The organism is Staphylococcus sp. CWZ226 (assembly GCF_018986355.1).
Classification (GTDB): Bacteria; Bacillota; Bacilli; order Staphylococcales; family Staphylococcaceae; genus Staphylococcus; species Staphylococcus simulans.
In genome coordinates, this window is the sequence record NZ_JAHMSB010000011.1 from 42,443 (window position 1) to 68,643 (window position 26,201).

Consider the following 26,201-nt stretch of genomic DNA (forward strand, 5'->3'; position numbering starts at 1 on the left):
CACATGGACGCTATGCCTTACCAACATAGCGTCCTCTTTTTATATGAAAAATTAATATTTCCCGTCTTGTTATTTCCTGAAACACAAAGAAAAACCGACTACCCTCTAAGGATAATCGGTTGAAATAGAATAGTTTGAAAGTGTTGCTGTTAAAGAGTTTGTAGACGAATGGATGTCTTACTTCAGACAAGCGTCAGTCTAACTTTATCACTCTTGGTTTTGTGTTTCTGATTGCTCAGCGGTATCAACATATAGAAATGCGATGACACTCATAATACTTAGTGTCACAAATGCACAACCTAGTGGAATCAGAAAATTTCCTGCGTTTAAAAAGATGAGACCTGTAATGCTCATTTTAATTAAGGCATGCAATACGAAACATAAAATGCTTGTGAAGAACAGCGCAAGACTGCTTCCAGCTAAGAAAACTTTCTGCATACTTCTGGTACTCCTTCTTCGTTTAAATCTTTTTTTATCACTCTCATTATAACGTGGTTTGCAATATATTACGATAGCGTTTTCGGGAATTAATAAAAATTTAACAAATGGATAGAGTCCAAGTCTTTCTTATTTAGTTAAGAGAGTGATTGAATCAAACTAAAAATGAAGATGATTAGAGTTGATGCGGTAGTGAGTAATAAAGCGATGGTCGTCATTTTTTGATTTCTTACTTGCTTAGGTTTTTTCGTTTCAATAAATAAAATGATCATCGCTGCAATTAATAACAAACCTACAATAGAATATGTAACGATACTTCCAGCTGCCATAAAATCTCCTCCATAGTTGTTATAATATAAATAGTTTATTTATTATATACCTCACTTTTCTGAAGGGAAACATTATAAAATATTGGGTATAGTTGATAAGATACAACTGAAGAAATTGAACTTTATCTATGCTGTTAAAAACATGTAGCAAGCTAGTGATATCAAGTAGGTGATTCTTGCCAACTATGTTAAAATAATTCTTATAGTTACTAAAGTATAGGAGTGGCGAATTTGTTTGCAAAAATAGACCTGAAGGCGACGCTACTTGCAACATTGGCATTGCTGATTATTGTGGCAGTCACCTATGTTATACCGGTTGCCGGACTCATCTTATTTTTTATTGCAACGGTGCCTGGTATTATTCTATGGCATAAGTCTATTATGTCTTTCGGTATTGCCGCACTGATTACAGTTATTTTAACTGTCCTGTTCGGAAGTGAGGGTGTACTGAGTTATATCATCTTCATTTTGATTTTGAGTTTGATAGTAGGGCAATTATTAAAAGAACGTACATCGAAAGAACGTATACTCTATATCGCAACTACATATATGAGTATCATCAGTTTGGCAGGCTTTATGCTGCTTCAAGTCTTCGATAAACTTCCGCTTTCACAAGTGCTTGTGAAACCATTTAAAGATCAAATGTATCAAGCAATGGCAATGAGTGGACTAGATGCTTCTTCACGTAGTGTGTTAGAAGAAGGTTTTAGACAATTAGCAGTTCAATTACCTAGTTATACGATTATCGTTATTTTTATTATGATACTCATTAACTTGATTGTATCGTTTCCGATTTTACGTAAGTTTAAAATAGCAACCCCAGTGTTTAAACCGTTATATGCATGGCAGTTTAAACGTGTACTCGCATACATTTACTTTATAGTATTGCTTTGTGTCATGTTCGCAACGCAACCTGGCACATTCCAAAGTATCGTTTTAAATATGCAAGTTATCTTATCATTTATTATGTTCATCCAAGGTTTAAGTTTCATTGCTTACTTTGCGAAAGCGAAACGTATGCCGGTAGGTGTGGGCATTTTATTAATGGTTATAGGATTTTTACTGACACCTGTGATACCGATTATCGGCTTACTGGGTGTTGTAGATATTACATTCAATTTAAAACGATTTATTAAAAAATGATTTGAGGTGACAGAATGAATCGTCAATCTACGAAGAAAGCACTGTTTATTCCTTTCTTGCTTATGGTATTAACTGCAATCGCATTAGTTGTTGTTTGGTTTATCTTTAACCAATTGATTGCTGGTATCGCAACTGCAGTCTTACTTGTGATGATTATTATCAGTGCATTTGCGTTTCGTAATGCATTCATACGATTAGATCAATATGTAGATGATTTAAGCGGACAGATATCAGCTGGCAATAGTATCGCGATTAAAAGTTTGCCAATTGGCATCATTGTTCTTGATGAGAATGAAGATGTAGAATGGATGAACCATTTCATGTCTGAACGATTGGATCGTAATGTTATCTCAGATCCGATAAATGAAGTGTACCCGAACATTCTGAAACAATTAGAGAAGACGCAAGAGATTGAAATTACAGATGGCAATTATCATTATCGTGTGCGTTATTCAGAAGATGAACACGTCTTATATTTCTTTGATATTACCGAAGAAGTACACACGTATGAATTATATGAGGAATCGAAACCGGTTATCGCAACCTTATTCCTTGATAACTACGATGAAATCACACAAAATATGAACGATACACAACGTTCTGAAATCAACTCTATGGTCACACGTGTCATCAGTCGTTGGGCTTCTGAGTATGATATCTATTTCAAGCGTTATAGTTCAGACCAATTCGTAGCGTATTTAAACCGTCGTATTCTTGACCAATTAGAAGAATCAAATTTCGACTTGTTGCGAAACCTACGTGAAAAGAGTGTAGGTTACCGCGCACAATTGACATTAAGTATTGGTGTCGGTGAAGGTTCAGAGAACTTGATTGACTTAGGGGAATTATCACAATCAGGTTTAGACTTAGCCCTTGGCCGTGGTGGTGACCAAGTCGCAATCAAACATATCAATGGTAATGTAAGATTCTATGGTGGTAAGACTGACCCGATGGAAAAACGTACACGTGTACGTGCGCGTGTTATCTCACATGCTTTAAAAGATATCTTGATGGAAGGCGACAAAGTTATCATTATGGGACATAAACGTCCTGACTTAGACGCAATCGGTGCAGCTATCGGTGTTTCACGCTTTGCGATGATGAATAACTTAGATGCTTATGTTGTGTTAAATGAAGAAGATATCGATCCGACATTACGTCGTGTGATGGATGAAATTGATAAGAAACCAGAATTAAAAGAACGTTTCATCACATCAGATGATGCGTGGGATATTATGACATCGAAAACGACATTAGTTGTTGTTGATACACATAAACCAGAAATGGTATTAGATGAGAACATTTTAAATAAAGCAAACCGTAAAGTCGTGATCGACCATCACCGTCGTGGTGAAAGCTTTATCTCTCATCCATTATTGGTATATATGGAACCTTATGCCAGCTCTACAGCTGAGCTTGTGACGGAACTCCTTGAATACCAACCGACAGAACAACGTCTGACAAGATTAGAATCAACGATTATGTATGCAGGTATTATTGTCGATACGCGTAACTTCACATTACGTACAGGTTCAAGAACCTTTGATGCGGCAAGTTACTTAAGAGCACATGGTGCAGATACGATCTTGACGCAGCACTTCTTAAAAGATGATATTGATACGTACATTAATCGTTCAGAACTTATCCGTACTGTGAAACTGCAAAGCAATGGTATTGCGGTGGCACACGGATCTAATGATAAAATCTATCACCCTGTTACAGTTGCACAAGCTGCAGACGAATTGTTAAGTTTAGATGGTGTAGAGGCCTCTTATGTAGTGGCTAGACGAGAAGATGACTTAGTGGGTATTTCAGCCCGTTCACTCGGCTCTATCAACGTCCAACTGACAATGGAAGCTTTAGGCGGCGGTGGACATTTAACAAATGCTGCCACGCAAATTAAAGGTGTAACAGTAGATGAAGCAGTAGAACAATTACAACAAGCAATAGATGAACAAATTAGTAGGAGTGAAGGACAATGAAAGTAATTTTCACACAAGATGTTAAAGGTAAAGGTAAGAAAGGCGAAGTTAAAGACGTACCTGTAGGCTACGCACAAAACTTCTTATTCAAGAAAAATGTTGCAGTAGAAGCAACACCAGGTAACTTGAAACAATTAGAACTTAAAAACAAACGTGCTGAAGAAGAAAGAGAACAAGAAATCGAAGATGCGAAAGCATTAGCAAAACGTCTTGAAGACATCGAAGTAGAAGTCACAGCTAAATCAGGTGAAGGCGGCAAATTATTCGGTTCTGTCAGCACAAAACAAATTGCACAAGCCTTACAAAAGCAACACGATATCAAAATTGATAAACGTAAAATGGACTTACCTAACGGTATCCATGCCTTAGGTTATACAAATGTACCAGTAAAATTAGACAAAAAAGTCGATGGTACAATCCGTGTTCACACTGTTGAACAAAAATAAGCAATGAAATAATTAGAGGTGTAATCAAAAAATGGATGGAATGTATGAACAAAACCAGATGCCGCATAACAACGAAGCTGAGCAATCTGTCTTAGGTGCCATTATTATTGATCCACAGCTCATGGGGGAAACTCAGGGAGTCTTACTTCCTGAGTCCTTTTATAGAGGCGCTCACCAACACATCTTCCGTGCGATGATGCACCTCTTTGAGGAAAATAGTGAAATAGATGTCGTAACCTTAATGGACCAGCTGACATCTGAAGGGACATTGAGTGAAGCGGGTGGCCCGCAATATCTTGCGGAGCTCGCAAGCAATGTGCCGACGACAAGAAATATTGAGTACTATCGCGAGATTGTTTATAAATTAGCTGCGAAACGTAATTTGATTCGTGTCGCAGATCAAATCGCGAAAGACGGTTATGATTCAGAACTTGATTTAGATGACATTTTAAGTGATGCAGAGCGTAAGATTTTAGAACTCGCATCTACGAGAGAATCTGAAGGGTTTAAAGATATCAGAGACGTCTTAGGACAAGTTTATGAGAATGCTGAAGAGTTAGACCAAAACAGTGGTCAAACGCCAGGTATCCCGACAGGTTATCGTGACTTAGATCAAATGACTGCAGGCTTTAACCGAAATGATTTAATCATTTTAGCTGCACGTCCTTCGGTAGGTAAGACTGCCTTCGCATTGAATATTGCGCAAAAAGTTGCGACCCATGAAAGTAATTATACGGTCGGTATCTTCTCGCTAGAGATGGGTGCAGACCAATTAGCAACACGTATGATTTGTAGTTCAGGAAATGTAGACTCGAACCGTTTACGTACTGGGACGATGACAGATGAAGACTGGAATCGTTTCACAGTGGCAGTCGGTAAGTTATCTAAAACGAAAATCTTTATTGATGATACACCGGGTATCAGAATTACAGATTTACGTTCTAAGTGTCGTCGACTCAAACAAGAGCATGGTTTAGATATGATTGTGATCGACTACTTACAGTTGATTATGGGAAGCGGTTCTCGTATGTCTGATAACCGTCAACAAGAAGTATCTGAAATCTCAAGAACGTTAAAAGCGATTGCACGTGAATTAGAATGTCCGGTTATTGCACTGAGTCAGTTATCTCGTGGTGTTGAACAACGACAAGATAAACGCCCAATGATGAGTGACATCCGTGAATCAGGTTCTATCGAGCAAGATGCGGATATCGTTGCTTTCTTATATCGTGATGATTACTATAATCGTGAAGACGGTGAAGAAGATGACGATGGCGGCATGGAACCTGTCACAAATGATGATAATGGTGAAATTGAAGTCATTATTGCGAAGCAGCGTAACGGCCCGACAGGAACTGTTAAATTGCACTTCATGAAGCAATACAACAAATTCACGGACATTGATTATGCACATGCAGATATGATGTAAAAATTAAAAATGAAATTATAGATGAATTTAAAAGACCAAACGCGCGTTTTGGTCTTTTTTTAATGGGAAATTAGAAAAATAAGGCGAAATAGAAACGAATTTAAAAATATTTTTACGTACAATAAACTAGTATTAGGTTTGAATGTACGGTTTTAAGTCGATTTAAAAGGGTTATTTTGTCAATAAGTATGTGTAATATAAAGTGTAATAAACGGTATAAAACATTGGTATTAAAGGGTTTATATTACTTTTTCGGATGTTTGAGTGTTCACTGAACTGCCAAAAATCTGTAATATTTAATGTTCGTTTTCTATTTGCATTACACGCTTACAATTGATAGAATATTGAATGGTTAATTGAGAATAACTTGGAGGTGCTCTTATGTCATCAATCGTAGTTGTTGGGACACAATGGGGAGACGAAGGTAAAGGTAAAATCACAGACTTTTTAGCAGAACAAGCGGACGTTATTGCACGTTTTTCAGGCGGAAATAACGCAGGACATACAATCAAATTCGGCGGAGAAACTTATAAATTACACTTAGTGCCATCAGGCATTTTCTATCAAGATAAACTATCTGTTATCGGTAACGGTGTTGTAGTTGATCCGGTTGCATTATTAAAAGAGTTGGACGCATTAAATGAACGCGGCATTCCAACAAATAATTTGCGTATTTCAAATCGTGCACAGGTTATTTTGCCTTACCACTTATTACAAGATGAGTATGAAGAACGTCTTCGTGGTGATAACAAAATCGGTACGACTAAGAAAGGTATCGGCCCAGCATACGTTGATAAAGCACAAAGAATCGGTATCCGTATGGCGGATTTATTAGACAAAGAAACATTCGAACGCTTATTAAAAGCAAATCTTGAACACAAAGCAGCATACTTTAAAGGTATGTTTAATGAAGAAGCACCAGCTTTCGAAGATATCTTCGAAGAATACTATGCAGCTGGTCAACGCTTAAAAGAATATGTAACAGACACACCTAAATTATTAGATGATGCACTTGTAGCTAATGAACGTGTATTATTCGAAGGTGCACAAGGGGTTATGTTAGACATTGACCATGGTACATACCCATTCGTTACATCAAGTAACCCGATTGCTGGTAACGTTACTGTCGGCGGCGGTATCGGACCAACATCAGTATCTAAAGTTATCGGTGTATGTAAAGCGTATACGTCACGTGTAGGTGATGGTCCATTCCCTACTGAACTATTCGATGAAGATGGTCATCATATCCGTGAAGTAGGTCGTGAATATGGTACAACTACAGGACGCCCACGTCGTGTCGGCTGGTTCGACTCAGTGGTATTACGTCATTCACGTCGTGTAAGTGGTATTACTGACTTATCTATCAACTCAATCGACGTTTTAACTGGTTTAGATACAGTTAAAATCTGTGTTGCGTATGAGTTAGATGGTGAAGAAATCACTGAATACCCAGCAAACTTAAACGCGTTGAACCGTTGTAAACCAATTTACGAAGAATTACCAGGTTGGTCTGAAGATATTACGGGCGTACAATCATTAGAAGAATTACCAGATAACGCACGTCGTTACTTAGAACGTATTTCTGAGTTATGTAACGTAGGTATCTCAATCTTCTCTGTAGGTCCAGACCGTACACAAACAAATATGTTAAAACCTTTATGGTCATAATTTAAAATAACAAGTGTAATTACAGCAACTTAAAATCAATGATATAGAAAAATGCAATGCGGGTATGAACCTGCATTGCATTTTTTGTATTCATAAAGCTTATGATGAAGTTTAATGAATTTTTTTCTTACGGTGATGTCCGCCACGTACTTCAGAAACATTACCGAAGGATAAGAAGGCGTTCGGATCGATTTGAATAACGACTTCTTTTAATTTCGCTTCCTCAACACGTGTGATGACCGTGAAGACGACTTTACGCGGATCGCCTGTATAGGCACCCTCTGCGTGTAAGTACGTCACACCACGCCCTAAACGGTCGTTAATCGCTTCTCCAATTTCTTTATACTCATCACTGATAATCCAGACCGCTTTTGATTCATCTAAACCGATTAAAATTAAATCAATCATTTTAAAAGCGATGAAATAAGCGACAACACTGTACATGGCACTTTCCCATGTGAATACAAAACCAGCGACTGCGAAAATAAAGAAGTTGAAGATCATCACGATTTCACCGACTGAAAATGGCAAACGGTTATGCACGAGAATGGACATAATTTCTGTTCCATCCATACTACCGCCGGCTCGGATGACTAAACCGACACCGATACCGACAATGGCACCACCGAAGATGGTGATAAGTAAAGGTTCTCTAACGACTGCAGGGATATCATGGAGCAACATAGTTCCGATAGATAAGACAGTAATCGCATAAAGCGTAGATACCGCAAATGTTTTACCAATCTGTTTATAACCTAAGAAGAAAAACGGTAAGTTAAGAATAAAGATAAACACACCGAGTGATAAACCTGTTAGATGAGATAAGATAATCGAAACACCGACGATCCCGCCATCTAACAATTTATTTGGAACTAAGAAGAGTTCAAGTCCTACTGCCGTAAGCATTGAACCTATCGTTAAGAAAAGGATACGTATAATAATTTGTGTGAGAGACAGTTTTTTCTCTTTCTTTGTATGACCCCCAGAGTGCGTGGATTGATTCATAATTTGCCTCCTAAAATGGGTTATGTAAAAATTATACAAAAAAACTTTAAAAATTGCTTGTGTTTTTTTAAAGAGCTGTGCTATAATCTATCTTGTGCTTGAAAAACGGCTCCTTGGTCAAGCGGTTAAGACACCGCCCTTTCACGGCGGTAACACGGGTTCGAGTCCCGTAGGAGTCACCATTTAGGTCTCGTAGTGTAGCGGTTAACACGCCTGCCTGTCACGCAGGAGATCGCGGGTTCGATTCCCGTCGAGACCGTACAATGCTCATCCAATAGGGTGGGCATTTTTATTTTGTCTTTTTCTTGTTTTATGTTTAAGATAGTTAGTTTTATAATTAGATAACGTGCTATTAAAAAACAAAATCAAGGTATAAAATGTAATGAAATGTTACAATAGCATAAACATGCATGAATCCTCTTTTTTAGACATCCCCATTTCTGCAATCCACATAAAATTTACAATACCTTCACATAATGTCTTTTACCCGAAAAAATAGATAGTCAATAATAGAATTAATTTGGTATGAAAAATAGAATTGGCGTGCTAGAAATGGTAAATTATATAGTAGATACTTATGTCTAAATAAAATTATTCATGTACGATTATGATTAGAAATGAGGTTTAGGATTATGGCGAGAAAAGTAGTTGTAGTAGACGATGAAAAACCTATTGCTGATATTCTAGAATTTAACTTGAAAAAAGAGGGTTATGAAGTCTTTTGTGCATATGACGGAAATGATGCGATTGACTTAATTTATGAAGAAGAACCAGACATCGTACTCTTAGATATTATGCTTCCAGGCAGAGATGGTATGGAAGTCTGCCGTGAAGTACGTAAGAAATATGAAATGCCGATTATTATGTTGACGGCAAAAGACTCAGAAATTGATAAGGTGCTTGGTTTAGAACTAGGTGCGGATGACTATGTGACGAAACCTTTCAGCACACGTGAATTGATTGCACGTGTGAAAGCGAACTTACGTCGTCAATATACACAACCGCAAGAAGCAAATAATGCACCGAACGAAATTAAAATTAAAGATATTGTCATCTACCCAGATGCGTATTCTATTAAGAAACGCGGCAAAGATATTGAATTGACACACCGTGAATTTGAATTGTTCCATTATTTAGCGAACCATATGGGACAAGTCATGACACGTGAACACTTACTGCAAACGGTATGGGGCTATGATTACTTCGGTGACGTACGTACGGTCGATGTTACAATCCGTCGTTTAAGAGAAAAAATCGAAGATGATCCGTCACATCCAGAATATATCGTGACACGCCGCGGTGTCGGATACTTCTTGCAGCAGCACGACTGAGGCCATAGTATATGAAATGGCTTAAACAATTTCAGTCCCTTCACACGAAGCTCGTGATTGTTTATGTCTTGTTAATTATTATTGGGATGCAGATTATTGGTTTATATTTTACCAATAACTTAGAACGTGAATTAACACAGACATTTAAAAATAATATTTCGCAGTATGCGAAACAAATTGAGATCAACGTGGAGAAGGTCAATGAAGAAGACAAATCAGTCAATACGCAAAAAGAGATTCAAGAATTACTTAATGAATATGCGAACCGCCAAGAAATTGAACAAATCAACTATATTGATAAAGATCAAATTATAGTCGCGTCGACGAAACAATCTTCTAACAGTATCATTAATCAAAAAGCCAATGATACCTCTATTCAAAAGGCACTTTCATTAGGACAGGCGAATGACCATACAATGTTGAAAGACTATGGTAAAGGTAAACAGCGTGTATGGATTTATAACTTGCCTGTGAAGTCGTCTAAAGGTGTCATCGGTGATATTTATATTGAAGAGGATATCGACAGTGTTTATGATCAATTAAACAACTTTAACCAAATCTTCATTGTAGGTACTGCGATTTCTTTATTTATCACAGGATTACTCGGATTCTTCATTGCGCGTACGATTACTAAACCGATTACGGATATGCGTAACCAAACGGTTGAAATGTCGAAAGGTAATTATACACAACGTGTAAAAATCTATGGTAATGATGAAATCGGTGAATTGGCATTAGCCTTCAACAACTTGTCAAAACGTGTACAAGAAGCACAAGCGAATACGGAAAGTGAGAAACGTCGTTTGGACTCAGTTATCACACATATGAGTGATGGGGTCATTGCGACGGACAGACGTGGACGTGTGCGTATTGTGAACGATATGGCATTAAAGATGTTAGGTATGTCTAAAGAAGATGTTATGGGTTACAACATGCTGGGTGTCTTAGATTTAGAAGATGAATTCGCGTTAGATGAGATGCAGGAAAATAATAATAGCTTCTTGTTAGATATTAATGAAGCGGAAGGTATTATTGCGCGTGTCAGCTTCAGTACAATTGTACAAGACACAGGCTTTGTGACAGGTTACATTGCGGTGTTACATGATGTAACAGAACAACAACAAGTAGAACAAGAACGTCGTGAATTCGTTGCGAATGTTTCACATGAGTTGCGTACGCCATTAACTTCGATGAACAGTTATTTAGAAGCTCTAGAAGAAGGCGCTTGGCAAGATCCTGAAATTGCGCCGCAGTTCTTATCTGTAACAAGAGAAGAAACGGTACGTATGATTCGCTTGGTGAATGACTTATTGAATTTATCACGTATGGATAATGATACAGAACAAATCACTAAAGAAATTGTGGACTTTAATATGTTCATTAATAAAATCATCAACCGTCATGAGATGGCTTCAAAAGATGTAACGTTTGTGCGTGACATTCCTGATGAAACAATCTTTGCGGAAATTGATCCGGATAAGATGACGCAAGTGTTTGATAACGTCATTACGAATGCGATGAAATACTCACGTGGCAGCAAGCGTGTTGAGTTTCACGTGAAACCGAATCCATTGTATAACCGCATGACGATTCGTATTAAAGATAATGGTATTGGTATTCCGATTAATAAAGTGGATAAAATCTTTGATCGTTTCTTCCGTGTAGATAAAGCACGTACACGTAAGATGGGCGGTACAGGTTTAGGTCTTGCGATTTCAAAAGAAATTGTGGAAGCACATAACGGACGTATTTGGGCAAATAGTGTCGAGGGACAAGGTACCTCAATCTTCATCACATTACCGTGTGAAGTTATAGAAGATGGTGATTGGGATGAGGCATAAAGAAGCAGCAAAATCCGTGATTCTCACACTTTTAGTCTTAATGAGTATTGTGCTGACATATTTAATGTGGAATTTCTCACCAGACCTTGCGAATCTTGAAAGCCAAGATAATAAGAAAACAAATCAGAATACCATCGGCAAAGCGAATTCAGAACCTATGGCGAGTGTTATTTCACCGTATCAAGTGGTGTATTCGAATGATGATAAGTTCACAGGTGCTTTAGAAACCCGTACGATTAACCGTAATATTGTGAAGGTATTAAAGAATCAAGAGGTTGAAGATGCTCATGAAGTCTATCATGCGCATAACCTATTTATTCCAGAACTCAGCGATAACTTCTTGGTGTTAGACTTTGCGTATGATATGCCTTTATCTATGTATTTGGGTCAAGTCTTGAATATGGATGCGAAGGTCTCAAATAAGTATGAGTTCAATCGTTTATTGATTGATGCAGAGCAAAAGGATACAGCAGTCATTTACGCCATCAGCAGTGATCATCACCGTGTGATGCGTATGACAACATCTATTCCAAGCAACAAGGTTAATGACTTATTAGGTAAAATCAAACCGAATTTAATACCATTCGCAGATATTATTACGAATAGAAATACAATTGATGCAGCAACGCATATCTTTGCGCCTGAAAAGCCGCAACATTTAAAAACGTACCGTACGATTTTTAATCACATTAGTGTGGAAACGATGAATTCTATACTCTTTAATGATTCTGTAGTGGTGCGTAGTACGAAAAGCGGTAATACGACTTACAACAATAATACAGGTGTCGCAACATATGATTCTAAAAATGAACTCTATCGTTATATGAACTTATCTGAAGATGAATCAAAATCTAAGAATATGTTAGAAACTATTCCTAGTACATTCGACTTTATTAACGCACATGGTGGTTTTACAGATGATTTCCGCCTCTTTGATACGGATGATGAGTCTGGTGAGTTAACTTATCAAATGTTTTTAAATGGTGTACCTGTATTTAACGAAAATAACTTAAGTACCATCCAAGTGGCTTGGGGTGAGAAAGGTATTTTCAGTTATGGACGCTCTTTATTAAAAAGCAATATCACCATTGATAGCGGTGAAGAAAAGGAAAAACTCCCTGGCGCAGAAACAGTACGTTCTAACTTAGCGAATAATCCATCCATCGACTTTAAGAAAATAACGAATATCACGATTGGTTATACGATGAAAGATCGAGAAGAAGATGACATGGAAGTTCAGCGTAATAGTGAGTATGTACCACAGTGGTATGTGCAGTATGATGGTGAATGGTATGCTTACGAGAATGGAGGGCTTAAGTCATGAATTGGAAGTACGCAAAGACACTCTTCATTTTCGTGTTCCTCATCATCAATATTATGTTAGCTGTGATGTATGTGAATAAAATCAATAAATCTTACATTAATTATGCTGAAGGGAATAATGAAGTCAACTTCAGACAAGAAGAAATCAGTATTCCTAAAGAATTACCAGATGTCAGAGGATTGAAAGTTCAACTAGTCACAGGCCGTTCTAAAGATTTCACGAATTACGCGAAATCAAAAGACGAAGTTAAAACAGAAGATGATGGTAAAATCGCACAAGGTAACATCAGCCCACCGATCAGCGTCAGCAATGATCAAGTAACCAGCCTTAAAATGTACATGAAGAAAAATATTTATAAAGGTGAAGATTACCAATTATTTAGTACAGATGATAACGAAGAAACGTTCGAACAAACCTTTAATGGTTTACCGATTATGAACAATGATAAAGCGATGTTGAAGTTTAAAATTAATGATGACGAAGAAGCGAGCAGTTATCGCCAAACAGCGCTCCATGAGCTCAGTACTTCAAAAGGTGAAAATAACGAAGCACAACATGTCATCAGTGCGCGTAATGCGATTGAAGCTTTATACTTCAACCGTTATTTAAAACGTAATGACGCAGTCACTAATATTCGTTTAGGATATTACTCAGTAGTGAGAGAAACCAATGTTCAAGTTCTCCAAGCAAGTTGGGAGATTAAAGTTAATCACGCTGGCAGTACCAAAACGAAAACGTACTATGTTGAAGCGACTTCAAAAAATCCGAAGATTATAGTGAGATAACTAACAATATAAAATAAGCAAAGAGGAGTATCATGAGATCAATCTGATGGTACTCCTCTTATACATAGGATGTTCAATGTGTGAAACAATTTCAGATGATATGGTGGGCAGCTGTATCAATTAGGTGTACAATAGATAAGTAAAAATTAAAAAAGATGAGGGACGGCACTGTTCGGCCACTCAAACGGCAGTATGACCAAGCCGTATCTTTAACAAACAGCTCATAATTTGAGATAATAATTAAAATGTATTCGGATGTCCAAAATAAATAGAAACAGTTAGAAACTTAGAAAGGGTGAATCGCTTGATACGTATGAGCGTACTTGCGAGTGGTAGTACAGGCAATGCCACTTATGTAGAAAGTGATAAAGGAAGCCTGCTCGTTGATGCTGGATTAACTGGCAAGAAGATGGAAGAACTCTTCAGTAAGATTGATAAAAATATTCAAGATTTAAATGGGATTTTAGTCACGCATGAACACATTGACCATATTAAAGGATTAGGTGTGCTTGCGCGTAAATATAAATTACCGATTTATGCCAACGAAAAAACTTGGCAAGCGATAGAAAAGAAAGACAGCAAGATTCCAATGGATCAAAAATTCATTTTCAATCCATATGAAACACACTCATTAGCTGGATTTGATATTGAATCATTCAATGTGTCACATGATGCGATTGATCCGCAATTCTATATTTTCCATAATAACTATAAGAAATTTACGATGATTACAGACACAGGCTATGTTTCAGACCGTATGAAAGGTATGATCAGAGGCAGTGATGCCTTCATGTTTGAAAGTAACCATGATGTAGATATGTTGCGCATGTGTCGTTACCCTTGGAAAACTAAACAACGTATCTTAGGTGATATGGGGCACGTCTCAAATGAAGATGCGGCAATGGCAATGTGTGATGTCATTACAGGCAACACGAAACGTATTTATCTTTCTCACTTATCACAAGATAACAATATGAAAGACTTAGCGCGTATGAGTGTAGGACAAGTCTTAAATCATCATGATATTGATACAAATAAAGAAGTTCTACTATGCGATACAGATAAAGCAGAACCTACACCGATTTATACAATATAAATAAGTTTGAGACAGCCAATGAAGCGAACCACTTCATTGGCTGTTTTTTTACGAAGAAAAGTAAAAAAACACGCAAAAGTCATCACAAAAAACGGAAAAAGTGTAGATAAAACTTAGGGAGAAAATGTATAATTTCTAAGGTAGTGTGCACGTAGGGTAGTTATTCACAATTTTGTGTAAAGAAAGCGTAAAACTGTGAATAACTATGTAAGACTGACCTCAAAGTTATGCACAAAATGAGGATAAGTTACCCACATTTGTGCACAATCCACAGAGAAATACCCACATTATTAACAGAGTTATCCACATATCTACAAGTTAACCACAGAAATGTGGGTAAAATACACAAGAATAGCAGTGAATTTATATACATAAGCCACTTATTAAGACAGTAAGCTGTGAATAGGTGGATAACCTGTGGATAACTCGAATAACTATTCAGATATAAGGAGAATGTGATGAAGATAACTGTACTTGCTGTAGGCAAATTAAAAGAAAAATACTGGAAACAAGCCATTGCAGAATACCAAAAACGTTTAGGTGCTTATACAAAGATAGATATCATCGAAGTTCCTGATGAAAAAGCACCAGAAAATATGAGCGATAAAGAAATAGAACAAGTGAAACAAAAAGAAGGACAACGTCTGTTAGCGAAAGTAAAACCACAATCCACAGTCATTACATTAGAGATTAAAGGTAACATGTTAACATCAGAGGGATTAGCCAAAAATCTTCAACAACGTATGGTTCAGGGTCAAAGCGACTTTACTTTCATTATCGGAGGATCAAACGGCCTGCATCAAGACGTCTTAGATAGAAGCAACTACGCCTTATCCTTCAGCAAAATGACTTTCCCTCACCAAATGATGCGTGTCATCTTACTTGAACAAGTATATAGAGCATTCAAGATCATGCGCGGGGAAGCTTATCATAAGTGATGAAAACAAGCTTATTATTAAAAGTTAACTTTTAATAATAATTATTGGTTTTATTTAGAAGTCATCTCAAAACTAAGTGTTTCCTTTGTTACGTAACAATACACCTTCAATACCTTTTCTTAATTTTTTACTTAAATATATATTTTAGAGTAAGTGTTAACGAATAAGAACTAACGTTCTTGTAAACAAGAATTTGAGACTCAATAAAGTAAGGAGAATATTATTGTTGGAAAAAGAGATTTTGAATTTAATACAAAGTAATAGAGAAGGAGAGTATTGGGATTTTAAAGCATCATATACGAGTAACACAGTTAATCTTTTACATGATATTATATGTTTATCTAATAATTTAGAAAATCGAGAAGCATATTTGATTATTGGTATTGCAGATAATGGATATGTAAAGGGAGTAAAAGATGATCCTAATAGACGAAACCAAGAACAACTCATATCGTTTATTAGAGGAAAAGAATTTGCAGGAGAGCGATATCCTCATATCAAGCTTTTAACTATTACCTATTGCGATAAAGAAATTGATGTAATTATAATTAATCCAAAAGGTTATGCCCCGTATTATTTAAGTAAATCTTATGAGGATAACAACGGGAAAAAAAGAATTATAAATGCTGGGAGTATTTATACACGCACAGGAGATAAGAATACAGATATTGATAAAACAGCTAACCCTTTAGATACTGAATTATTATGGAAAATTCATTTTGGTTTGTATCCGTCACCAATAGAAAAATTGAAAAAATATCTTTTATTACCTGATGAATGGATAGATAATAATGAAGGTTATTTTTATAATAACTCACCAGAGTATATAGTCTGCTCTAACAGTGTTATTGAAGAAGAACAAAACTATGAAAAATTAATTCCTCCATTTTATGCATATTTGCAAACAAGCAACAATTCAGTTTATACATATTATGAGTGCAGATATAATAGTACTGTTCTTTTTGGTTCACAGTGTATAGCATTAGATTCAGGTCAATATCTAACACCTGTACCAGAATTTGGTGCAATCAGTTCAAATTGTACTCCATATGATACTCTTGATTACCGATATTTTATTAAAGGGAGCATTTTGTACAATCTTCATTTTTTTATGTATGATAGAGAAGTAATGGAACAAACCAGTGCCAGAGATAAGTTTTTAGAATGTATTTTAATTTTCGAAACTGAAAAAGAACGGGAATGGTTTGAAGACTATGTAAAAGATAACTTTTATTGGATTAAACAAAGTATTAAAAACAATACTAAAAAAGTTCATTCTATTTATCATTTAGATGATATGGAGAAGGATGATATCATTACCAAAATTAAAACAATGATAATTTTGAAAAATGAACTTGAAAAATATAGAAAACTTTAATTGAAATCCTATTTAATGATGGTAAATATATCATAATTTAGGAGGTAGTTATATATGCCCAAGTTTAAGTTTTGCATTCAATCAAAGCAGGTATTAAAGAAAGTGGTCCAGTTATCATCGCAGCTGCACTTATTATGTTCAGTGTATTTATGGCATTCGTAATGCAAGAAGATGTCATGATTAAAACAATGGGTATTGCGTTAGCGTTTGGTGTATTGTTTGATGAATTTGTTGTTAGATTAAAGATTATTCCAGCACTTACAGTACTCTTTGGTAAAGCATCATGGTACTTACCAAAATGGTTGAAACGTATCCTTCCAAAAGTAGATATAGAAGAACATGCCTTAGAATCAATGATGCCACGTCAAGACTACGTGGTAGATCAAAAAGGACATGAGACAAAGCAGTGACGTTATAAATAAAATAATGACTCAATTACTATTTCATAATAATGAATAGAAACCTCATAAATTCGGTTGACGAGATAACCTAACGGTTATTTCTCAATCGAATTTTTTAATTATATCCGATATCGCTGACTTATTTTAACTACTAAAAATAGTCAATTAAAACTTTAAAAATATATTGCTATACCTAGTTAAAAAGGATATGCTTATGAGGAATAAGGGTGTGCCCATTTCATAGATAGAAATAAGGGGATGAGGTCTTATGAATCAAGGATTCTCAATGGGTAAATATGTATACAGTTTTTTATTAATTCTAATGTTGATAGGTTGCGTATTAGTGCTTCAAAATAATAGCGCATATGCATCAGAAACGAACCAAGAGGTCGAGAGACAAGTTGATCAGAGATCAGCTGTTACAACTGATAAAGAAGCGGCTATAGGAAGCGAAGAACAGGTTACAAACCACTCACAGAATGAGCCACAACTTTCTACACAAAATAGCGTTGAAGCTACACATTCTCCAGTAATGTCAAAGCAACAGACAGAGTTAAAACAACCTCAAGTTGTATCAACTGAAGCGGTACAAACACCTCCGATTGTACCTAATAAACCACTTCAAAAAACATCTAATGTGATCACAAAACAGAATACTAAAGTATTGCCACCAGTTAAAAGTATTAAAAAAGCAGCTCCAGTTAAAACGCAACCAGTTAAACCAATAAAAGCAGTATCTTCAAACGTTAAACAACCAAAGGCTAAAACAACTTTTACGAGTCCGAAAGGGATTAAACCACAACATTTATCAAGCTCAGCTAAAAAAACTAAACCAGCTGTTAAAAAAGTTGCTAAAAAAGCACCTGTAACTAAGAAATCTAAAGTGGTGTTAAAATCTAAAGTAGTGAAAGCGAAGTCAAAAGCAAAAATAAAAACAAAAACAAAAACAGTAAGTAAGAAGAAGACACCGGTTGTTTCTAAGAAGAAAGCATCAGCAGTGCCAAAGAAAAAAGTTCAATTGTTATCTACAACAGTAAAGAAAGCACCTGTTAAAAAGAAAACAGTAGTAGTCACAACGAAACCTAAAGCAGCTCCAAAGCCAGTACCGAAGGTTGCGCCTAAGCCGAAAGCTCCGGTAAGCAATTATTATAACCAAGCACCAAAACTTTGGCCAAAAGGGATACCTGGTAGTGAGAATGTTCGAGACTTCGGGCAGACTACCTATGCCTCAGGTATTAATGATGCATTAAAAATTATGAAAGCCTCTGGTAATAAAGGGGTAACGATTAATCATACAACAGCTAAAGCAGCTAATATTGCGACGATATTTAACTACAATCCAACGACTAAGAAATTGACTTATGGCACAGGTGCCGCAATTGGAAAACACACAATTCTAACTGCGAATCATGTGGTCAACGATTCACAAGCACGTAAACCGATGACACCTTCAAAAGTACAAAACTTGAGAATAGATTTATTGCGAGAAGGTTCGAAAGTAGCGCGTACTGTTACCGTTACAGGTGTTAAGATGCTTCAATATGGAGACGTTGCTTTGTTGTATACGAAAGAAGATTTATCTCAATATATGACCGTACGTAAAATCGCACCAGAAGCCTCAATTACGAAAATCAAAGCGAATACACCTATCCATATGTATCATTATGGTTTACCAGCTGGAAAATTTAAAAATGATCCAATGGGTACGATGTATCATTCAACTGGTAAATACTCTATGATGGCACGTAATGTGAATCCTATTGGTTATTATCAGATGATGGCTGAACCTGGTTCTTCAGGTGGGGCAGTATTAAATAGTAAAAATGAAGTATTAGGTGTACATGCTTTCAGAATTGCTTCTGGAGAATATCAAAAGTATAACCTGAATACGATGGCAGAATTAAGAGGTAAACTACGTCAGGAAGTTATCAAGAACATTAAATAAAGAGTTTTGTCATAAACGACTATTCACTTATTAGACAATATTAGCGATTGTTTTAATAATGAATAGTCGTTTTTTTATTTTTAATGATGCCAGTTATGTAGTTTTTACTATAAACAAAGAATTTATGAAAAATACGGGGTCTATTAAGTGTTTCGTGTAACTGTGAGGGTAAAATATATAATAGGATTATTTTTAAGGGGATTAAATGGAACTATTATTTATACATCATTGATATACAAATAAATACCCTTAGGGGCATTTGACTTATATCGATGTATCTTTTAATATACCCCTAGAGGTATTTTTGAGAAGATAATCTAGAACAGTCATCAATCATAAAATAAAGGAACGTGGTAAAGATGGCTCAACATTATAAAGTGGTCATTATAGGTGGTGGTACAGCTGGTATCACAGTGGCAGCGCGACTTTTAAGACAGAGAAAAGATTTAAAAGGACAAATCGCAATTGTTGATCCTGCGTCAGATCATTATTATCAACCTTTATGGACGTTAGTAGGCGCAGGGGCATCAAAATTAGAATCCACACGTAAAAGTATGAAACAAGTACTTCCTAAGGGTGTTGATTGGATTAAACAAGCTGTTCAGCAATTTAATCCAAAAGAGAATCGCATCCAACTAGATAATGAGAAACGAGTCAGTTATGACTATTTAGTGGTATGTCCAGGCTTACAAGTGAATTGGTCTGATGTGAAAGGACTTAAAGAAAATATCGGCAAAAATGGTGTGTGCTCTAACTATGCACCACAATATGCGAAAGAAACATGGAATCAATTGTCTAATTTTAAAGGCGGAAATGCGATATTCACCCATCCGAATACAGCGGTTAAATGTGGTGGGGCACCTATGAAAATTATGTTTTTAGCTGAGGATTACTTCAGAAAACATAATATGCGCAATCAAGCGAATGTTATCTTTGAGACCGCAAAACCTGCGATGTTCGAAGTGGATAAATATAAAAAGCCTTTAGAACGTATTGTTGAAGAAAGAGGCATTAATGTAGATTATCAACACCACTTAATCGCAATTGATGGCGAACAAAGAAAAGCAACTTTTGAAAACTTACAAACAGGTGAGACTAAAACATTAGATTATGAGATGTTACATGTCACACCGCCCATGGGACCTTTAGATGTCGTTAAAAACAGTGCACTAGCAGATGATGAAGGCTGGGTAGATATTGACCCTACGACAATGCAGCACAAGACGTACAACAATGTCTTCTCGTTAGGTGACGCTTCTAACTCACCAACATCTAAAACAGGTGCCGCAATTAGAAAACAAGCACCAGTTGTTGTGAATAACTTACTACAAGTGATGAATCAAGAAATGCTGACACATCATTATGATGGTTATACATCATGTCCAATCGTGACAAGTTATAATACGATGATGTTAGCTGAGTTTGATTATAATAAAAAACCAAGAGAAACGATGCCATTTAACCAAGCCAAAGAACGTAGAAGTATGTATATCTTGAAGAAAGATATACTACCAAGAATGTACTGGTATGGTATGTTAAAAGGCTTAATGTAAGCAGTTGTGAAAAGTTCATGTCGAACCTTTTATATTAAACCAGAAAAAGAGGGTGGGACGTCTTGTCTCACCCTCTTAACTTTATACAAAGTTACGTTTATACTTTTTGTGCCATTCTTTTTCAAAGCAGTGTTCATCGTTGTTATAAGCAATGACTTTATTGTAGAGATAGAAGTATGTTTCATCACACCACATCTCACTGATTGTTTCAACTCTTGTATCGATATCATCATCTTTAACAATGACATCCCATGTACATTTAACATAAGCAGATAATGGATCATCTTCTACAATCACAAAGTCATTATAGTTTTCTGTACCATACGTAATGTTTAAATGTGGTAGGTTTCTTAAGCCCTCATCTGAGTAATCGGCTAACACCCACTTGTCTTCTGTTAATGCTTTAATAATATTTCTTGTTCTGCTGCCTTCTCTGATAACTTCTTTTTCTAGTGGTTCGGCTGTTTCTGAATGTGGATAATTTAAAGTAACTGCTTTGAAGTCATTCACATAAGGCACTTCGATTTTTGAGTTTGTTAAATCAACATCTAAGTTTGCAATTTCTGCAGAAGGCCAAACTTGAGGCCAATATGTTGGTGCCATTGAAACTTCTAGTTGATGTCCTTTCGGTAAATGATAACCGATTACATCTAATGGGAACTCAACATCTACATATTCATCAATAGGTAAGGCTTCAGGGAACTCATGACTCTTATGATGATTGATGTTGAACTGTCCTCTTGTAATTAAAGTCTTCTTACCGTTAGGATGTACATCTGACAATCTGACATGAATATTGGCTTGTGGTTTATCTGATTTCACACGTAATTTTGCGATAGGCATGCCAATGATATTGATATCGTTATCGAGATGATTAAGTAGTACTGTTGTAGCCAAAGCATTATCAATTGTTTGATCATCCGGTAGATCGCCTTCTTGACCAAATGGACAAAAGACGCCTGAATAAAGGCCGTGATGTTGGCGGTTTAATAATCTGACTGAGCCTTCTAAATCATGTAAGATATCTTGATGATTCACTTGTTCTTGTAGTAAATCTAACCATTTACCATCACGGTATGAATAAGAGGTTTGAGGTTCTACTGAATCTTGAAGATATACTAAGAATTCATCTTGATGTGTTGTATCTTTAGTTGAGCCCATCCATTTATCTAACCATTCTAATACTTCTTGAAGATAACCTATTTGAGGGCCAGGTATCGCAAGATCAGGGAACTCGTGTGCCCAAGGACCGACAATGGCCTTTTTAGGTACATTTAAGTTATTCATTAAACGAAAGACAGCGTTTGGATATGCATCTGCCCAACCGCTCATTGTAAGAACTGGAATTTGAATATCAGAGTAATTCTCATTGACTGAACCATGTTTCCAGTAACTGTCTCTTGTTTGATGTTCTACCCATTTTTCTACAAATGGCGGTGTATTTTCTAATCTATCTAGCCACATATCATACCATCTATCACCGACAAATTTAGGGAATGGAGGACGAGCATTATACGCAAACATCGTAGACGCCCACCACAACATGTCTGAAGCCATCATTGTGCCGCCGCGATAATGAACATCATCTGCGTACCTGTCATCTGTCGAACATAATGTGATGATAGTCTTTAAGGCTTCGGGTTGTCTTGCGGCAATCTGCAAACCATTGAAACCGCCCCATGATTTACCAATCATCGCGACAGAACCATTAGACCAAGGTTGTTTCGCAATCCATTCAATGACTTCTACACCATCATCTTGTTCGATTTTTGGATACTCATCCTCAATGATACCTTCTGAATCTCCAGTCCCTCTAATATCTACTCTGATTGCAGTATAACCATGTCCTGCGAAGTATTTATGCCTAATTTCATCTCTTAAAGCAGTGAAATCATCTTTTCTGTATGGTAAATATTCTAATACCGTTCCTTTATTCACACCTTCCATAACAGGTGACCAAATTTTAGCTGAAAGTTTTGTGCCATCTGACATGGTAATCCATGTATGATGTGTGATTTCGACCTTATAAGGCATATCTTTCAAAATGTTAATCTTATTATAATCTACATCAAAAACGCCCATTTATTATGAATCCTCCTTATTTTAGCCATTTAAAACAATCTCTTTATCACTTTTGAATCATATCTATTCTCAGTCATAGAGTTTATAACGTCAAACTTATGCATTAGTTGTAATAAAGGAAGGTAAAATAAAAAAGGATTGAGCAATCACACTCAATCCTCGTTTATTAAGGTAAAGTCACATGTATTTCATCGAACTTATCATTCATCATGCCATCCCAAAATTCTACTGTACCATTTTGATTAACTATGAAAGTATAAGAGCCATGTCCTGATTTATTATTCGCAGGAATTTTCCACATTCCGCCATCTTGCATAATTAGTTCTGGTTGTTGAAACTTAATTTTTGAAGCGTCTCCGCCTTCACTTTGATTAATGGCAGCGATTAGATAATCGAAGACATTATCTCTGTTCACTTGTAAATCAGAGAATTCTTCTTTATTAGCAGTACCACTACCTGAACCGCCACTAATTTTAACAGTTTCACTTCCGTCAGTAGCTTGTACTTCTTGTTGATTACTTGTTGTTTCACCTGACTGACCTATGTTCTCAGTATTATTAGACTCAGTTTCTGATTCAGCATTTACGCTATCCTCATTTTCTTCGTCTTCTTTTAATTGTGCTTCTAATTTCTTTTTCTCTAATTCGACTTCTTGATATTTATTGTATCCAAAGAAACCCACAGCACCTATGATTCCAAGTACTAATACGACGGATAAAATTACTAAAATCTTATTCATTTGTTAGAGTTCTCCTTAATGACTTTATTGTCCTTCAGCTTCCATAGCTTCTAATCTTCTTTGTCGTTGGTTAAGTTCATCATTTGTCAGTGTGCTTGGATCACGTTCCATTAATTTTGAATTATCACCAGAAAGTTGTGCACCTGGCTCAGGAATTTCTCCTCTGGCAGCTTTTTCATACATTTCTTTTTGTTTTGCATACTCAGCATCTGCGTCGTAAGAGCTGTCTGATGTGTTTTTAGAAGATGCTTGGCTATCATTGTTTTGATCTTGCGCAGGTTGAGTTTCTTTTACAGGTGCTTGAGGTGCTTGGGAAGCGGTAGTATCGTTTTGTGTTTGGTCATATGCTTCTCGTGTATTACTTTCTTCACTATTCACTGCTTCAGTGTTATTTTCGTCGTCTTCTTGTTCTTTTTTCTTTTGTTTCTCTTTTGCTTTTTTCTCTTTTTCTTCAGCTATTTTAGTTTCTTCTTTTTTCAGTTCCAAATCTTTATAACTGCCATACGCAAAGACAATCGCAATGCCTAATGCAGCTACAAGTGCTATAATTCCTAAACTAACAAAAATCTTTTTCAATACACTATCTCCCATCTTTAACGTTGTTATTAATAGAATAATCTATTTAACAAACCTTTCATAGAACTTTTTTAATAAATAGAGAACCTTTTAGTTTTATGTAATAAAGTTAGAGTTGCTAAATTGAAATAACTAATAAAGTAGATGTTTCTCTTTATTAAGATGTATGGAAATAAGTGGATAAATCCGCTTAAATAACTTAGGAAAAGCGATACTTAAATTGAAAGTATTGATGATATAATAAATGAATAAATTAGAAGTTGTGCTTATAAATGGCATAGCTAACTAAAGGAAGCTTTAAATATAGATAAAGAAAACATCAAGGAGCAGCTGAATGAATAATGATGAACAAGCATTAATGGAATTTCTGAAAGACATTGATTCTTTAAAAGAAATTGAAAAGTATTCCAACCAGTTTAATTTGTTTGAAATACTTGGTGTTGTGAACACCGAAATACGTCACAGTAATATGTTGGCTTGGTTATTGAATCCAAATGAGATTCATGGGCTTGATGATGCCTTTATTAAAAGTTTAATTCGAGCTTATATTGAATGCTCAGAATCCAAAAAAGATCAACAAACAATCTTTAAGTTATTATTAAATGACTTTGACGATGCGAAAGTGTTACGAGAGTGGAATAACATTGATTTATTAGTCGTGTCAGAACAAAATCAAACGCTTATTGTGATTGAAAACAAGATACGGAGTAAAGAATCTAAGCATCAATTGAAGAAGTATCAAGATAAGGTGGAACAATCCTATAGCGGTTATGAGAAATTATTTATATTCTTAACACCGCATGGTGAAGAAGCTAGTAATGTTGAGGTATGGTCCAATATCTCTTATAACCAAATCATTGAATGTATCGATGAAACTATGGTGAATAAAAAAGCAATGATGCATCCACAAGCAGTAGATTTTATTGAACAGTATATTGATATTTTAAGGAGGCATATCGTGGGAGACGAAGCATTAGAAAAAATTTGTGGTGAGATTTATGCCAAACATAAGAGAGCATTGGATTTAATCTATGAATATAAACCAGATACATTAAGTGAAATCTCTAAAATGTTGCAGACATATATACCTGAACATGAAAACTTAATCTTAGATCAAAGTAGCAAAGGTTATATCAGATTTACAACTAAAAATTTAGAACGTATTATGCCTAAAAATAATACTGAAATCCCTTGGACTGATAGTGGTAGAATCCTTCTGTTTGAGATTAAGAATAATAGTCATTTCACAGGGGTTACTTTATTGATTGGTCCAGGAGAAAATGAAGTAAGGACAGATATGCTTAATATTGCACTTCAACATAGTAAGGTATTTAAAGTCTTCAGAAAAAAATTAACACGTAAACATCACACAATTTACTCTAAGAATTTTTATACACATTCTAATGAAGGCGTAATGAGTCATGAAGAAGTGCTAGAAAAAGTTAAACAAGCGTTCGATAAGTTTCTTAAGAGCGATTTAAATAAATTAGAAGAGAAGTTAATAGAAGGCTATATGAATAATGAGAAAGCCACAGTCGATAATGTTTGAAAACCATCATAATATTATCTTCTTATATTATGTTAAAGTTAAATTAGGATAATTATTAAGGGAAACAAGAAAGGTGTTCTCTGTATATGGAAGACATTTCACTAATAATCTTTATAGGTATTACCGTATTCTTCGCAACGTTGATTAGCTCTACAATAACTAATCAATGTTTTGGCTCAAAATCATGGCCTGTAAAGATAGTGTTGAACTTTGTGATATTCTT

Annotated in this window: 21 protein-coding genes, 2 tRNA genes and 1 pseudogene; 18 read left to right on the top strand and 6 right to left on the bottom strand. The window is 35.8% G+C overall.

Annotation, left to right across the window (positions count from 1 at the left end):
• Positions 1–207: 207 nt before the first annotated feature.
• Positions 208–438 (bottom strand): hypothetical protein, encoded by a 231-nt coding sequence (locus KRR19_RS09365; RefSeq protein WP_002480287.1) that lies wholly within the window; start codon positions 436–438, stop codon positions 208–210.
• Between the two features lie 137 nt (positions 439–575).
• Positions 576–767, bottom strand: coding sequence for a hypothetical protein (locus tag KRR19_RS09370; protein ID WP_002480286.1), 192 nt, complete (start codon positions 765–767; stop codon positions 576–578).
• A gap of 216 nt (positions 768–983) precedes the next feature.
• Between KRR19_RS09370 and KRR19_RS09375 the strand changes: the two genes are divergently transcribed.
• From KRR19_RS09375 to KRR19_RS09395, 5 genes are all read left to right on the top strand, one after another.
• The gene (locus KRR19_RS09375; RefSeq protein WP_172954256.1) at positions 984–1,910 is read left to right on the top strand and encodes a DUF2232 domain-containing protein; all 927 of its coding nucleotides are present in this window, start codon (positions 984–986) and stop codon (positions 1,908–1,910) included.
• Positions 1,911–1,924: 14 nt separating this feature from the next.
• Positions 1,925–3,892 (top strand): DHH family phosphoesterase, encoded by a 1,968-nt coding sequence (locus KRR19_RS09380; RefSeq protein ID WP_002480284.1) that lies wholly within the window; start codon positions 1,925–1,927, stop codon positions 3,890–3,892.
• Positions 3,889–4,338, top strand: a complete 450-nt coding sequence (gene rplI / locus KRR19_RS09385) for a 50S ribosomal protein L9 (RefSeq protein ID WP_002480283.1) — start codon at positions 3,889–3,891, stop codon at positions 4,336–4,338. Before KRR19_RS09380 ends, rplI begins: the two co-directional genes overlap by 4 nt.
• Before the next feature lie 31 nt (positions 4,339–4,369).
• Entirely contained in the window at positions 4,370–5,767 is a 1,398-nt protein-coding gene (gene dnaB, locus KRR19_RS09390; protein ID WP_002480282.1) for a replicative DNA helicase, read from the top strand.
• 381 nt (positions 5,768–6,148) lie between these two features.
• Positions 6,149–7,435 carry an adenylosuccinate synthase gene (locus KRR19_RS09395; protein WP_002480281.1) on the top strand — a complete coding sequence of 429 codons (1,287 nt, stop codon included), beginning with the start codon at positions 6,149–6,151 and terminating at the stop codon, positions 7,433–7,435.
• 111 nt (positions 7,436–7,546) lie between these two features.
• Here the strand turns inward: KRR19_RS09395 and KRR19_RS09400 are convergent, their stop codons facing one another.
• Positions 7,547–8,440 (bottom strand): YitT family protein, encoded by an 894-nt coding sequence (locus tag KRR19_RS09400; protein ID WP_002480280.1) that lies wholly within the window; start codon positions 8,438–8,440, stop codon positions 7,547–7,549.
• A gap of 107 nt (positions 8,441–8,547) precedes the next feature.
• Between KRR19_RS09400 and KRR19_RS09405 the strand changes: the two genes are divergently transcribed.
• From KRR19_RS09405 to KRR19_RS09460, 12 genes and pseudogenes are all read left to right on the top strand, one after another.
• Positions 8,548–8,622: transfer RNA gene (locus tag KRR19_RS09405), tRNA-Glu, on the top strand.
• Between the two features lie 4 nt (positions 8,623–8,626).
• Positions 8,627–8,699 (top strand) — tRNA-Asp (locus tag KRR19_RS09410).
• Positions 8,700–9,072: 373 nt separating this feature from the next.
• On the top strand, positions 9,073–9,771 hold the full coding sequence (yycF, locus tag KRR19_RS09415) for a response regulator YycF (RefSeq protein WP_002480279.1): 699 nt from the start codon (positions 9,073–9,075) through the stop codon (positions 9,769–9,771).
• Between the two features lie 11 nt (positions 9,772–9,782).
• Positions 9,783–11,612, top strand: coding sequence for a cell wall metabolism sensor histidine kinase WalK (gene walK / locus KRR19_RS09420; RefSeq protein WP_216733602.1), 1,830 nt, complete (start codon positions 9,783–9,785; stop codon positions 11,610–11,612).
• Positions 11,602–12,936: a YycH family regulatory protein gene (locus KRR19_RS09425; RefSeq protein WP_002480277.1), complete on the top strand. Its 1,335-nt coding sequence runs from the start codon at positions 11,602–11,604 to the stop codon at positions 12,934–12,936. The genes walK and KRR19_RS09425 overlap by 11 nt, the downstream gene beginning before the upstream one ends.
• A complete protein-coding gene (locus KRR19_RS09430) occupies positions 12,933–13,721 on the top strand; it encodes a two-component system regulatory protein YycI (protein WP_216733603.1) in 789 nt (262 codons plus the stop codon). The genes KRR19_RS09425 and KRR19_RS09430 overlap by 4 nt, the downstream gene beginning before the upstream one ends.
• Positions 13,722–14,016: 295 nt before the next feature.
• Positions 14,017–14,817, top strand: coding sequence for an MBL fold metallo-hydrolase (locus tag KRR19_RS09435; RefSeq protein ID WP_031262349.1), 801 nt, complete (start codon positions 14,017–14,019; stop codon positions 14,815–14,817).
• Between the two features lie 458 nt (positions 14,818–15,275).
• On the top strand, positions 15,276–15,755 hold the full coding sequence (gene rlmH, locus KRR19_RS09440) for a 23S rRNA (pseudouridine(1915)-N(3))-methyltransferase RlmH (RefSeq protein ID WP_002480274.1): 480 nt from the start codon (positions 15,276–15,278) through the stop codon (positions 15,753–15,755).
• Positions 15,756–15,981: 226 nt separating this feature from the next.
• On the top strand, positions 15,982–17,133 hold the full coding sequence (locus KRR19_RS09445; protein WP_242543446.1) for an AlbA family DNA-binding domain-containing protein: 1,152 nt from the start codon (positions 15,982–15,984) through the stop codon (positions 17,131–17,133).
• A gap of 74 nt (positions 17,134–17,207) precedes the next feature.
• Positions 17,208–17,483, top strand: a pseudogene (locus tag KRR19_RS09450) (MMPL family transporter); the annotation flags it as partial.
• A 319-nt stretch (positions 17,484–17,802) separates the two neighbouring features.
• Positions 17,803–19,479, top strand: a complete 1,677-nt coding sequence (locus KRR19_RS09455; protein WP_002480271.1) for a trypsin-like serine peptidase — start codon at positions 17,803–17,805, stop codon at positions 19,477–19,479.
• Between the two features lie 359 nt (positions 19,480–19,838).
• Positions 19,839–21,032 (top strand): FAD/NAD(P)-binding oxidoreductase, encoded by a 1,194-nt coding sequence (locus KRR19_RS09460; RefSeq protein ID WP_070684456.1) that lies wholly within the window; start codon positions 19,839–19,841, stop codon positions 21,030–21,032.
• Between the two features lie 81 nt (positions 21,033–21,113).
• On the opposite strand, the gene KRR19_RS09465 is transcribed toward KRR19_RS09460, so the two are convergent.
• The 3 genes from KRR19_RS09465 to KRR19_RS09475 form a co-directional block, all read right to left on the bottom strand.
• On the bottom strand, positions 21,114–23,114 hold the full coding sequence (locus tag KRR19_RS09465; protein WP_002480269.1) for a CocE/NonD family hydrolase: 2,001 nt from the start codon (positions 23,112–23,114) through the stop codon (positions 21,114–21,116).
• Positions 23,115–23,280: 166 nt separating this feature from the next.
• On the bottom strand, positions 23,281–23,853 hold the full coding sequence (locus tag KRR19_RS12240) for a hypothetical protein (RefSeq protein ID WP_002480268.1): 573 nt from the start codon (positions 23,851–23,853) through the stop codon (positions 23,281–23,283).
• Positions 23,854–23,877: 24 nt separating this feature from the next.
• Positions 23,878–24,429, bottom strand: a complete 552-nt coding sequence (locus KRR19_RS09475) for a hypothetical protein (protein ID WP_002480267.1) — start codon at positions 24,427–24,429, stop codon at positions 23,878–23,880.
• Between the two features lie 334 nt (positions 24,430–24,763).
• Here KRR19_RS09475 and KRR19_RS09480 point away from each other — a divergent pair, with 334 nt between their 5' ends.
• The gene (locus tag KRR19_RS09480; protein ID WP_002480266.1) at positions 24,764–25,978 is read left to right on the top strand and encodes a PDDEXK-like family protein; all 1,215 of its coding nucleotides are present in this window, start codon (positions 24,764–24,766) and stop codon (positions 25,976–25,978) included.
• The last annotated feature ends 223 nt before the right edge of the window (positions 25,979–26,201 follow it).